Origin of the sequence: Alcanivorax sp. HI0007 (assembly GCF_001635525.1) — a bacterium.
In the GTDB taxonomy this organism is placed as follows: domain Bacteria; phylum Pseudomonadota; class Gammaproteobacteria; order Pseudomonadales; family Alcanivoracaceae; genus Alcanivorax.
The window spans coordinates 1-234 of sequence record NZ_LWEJ01000155.1; the positions used below are offsets into that span (position 1 = coordinate 1).

The 234-nt window shown below is 67.9% G+C and carries 1 protein-coding gene; it reads left to right on the forward strand.

Features of this window, described 5'->3' with window-relative positions; translation table 11 throughout:
• Window positions 1-234: acyl-CoA dehydrogenase family protein (locus A3714_RS08085; RefSeq protein ID WP_197463392.1), on the forward strand; the 234-nt coding region annotated here is incomplete at both ends.

The window sequence follows — 234 nt, forward strand, 5'->3', positions numbered from 1 at the left end:
CCATGGCCTGGCAGCGCATTCTCAACGACAAGGGTTGGGCGGCGCCGCACTGGCCGAAGGAATTCGGCGGCACCGGCTGGAGTGTGAGTCAGCGGGCCATCTTCGCGGAGGAGCTGGTCAGGGCCGAGGCCCCGCCATTGGTGCCCATGGGCCTGCACATGTGCGGCCCCTGCCTGATCGGTTGCGGCACCGAGGAGCAGCAGCAGGAATACCTGCCCAGGATCCTCAACGGCG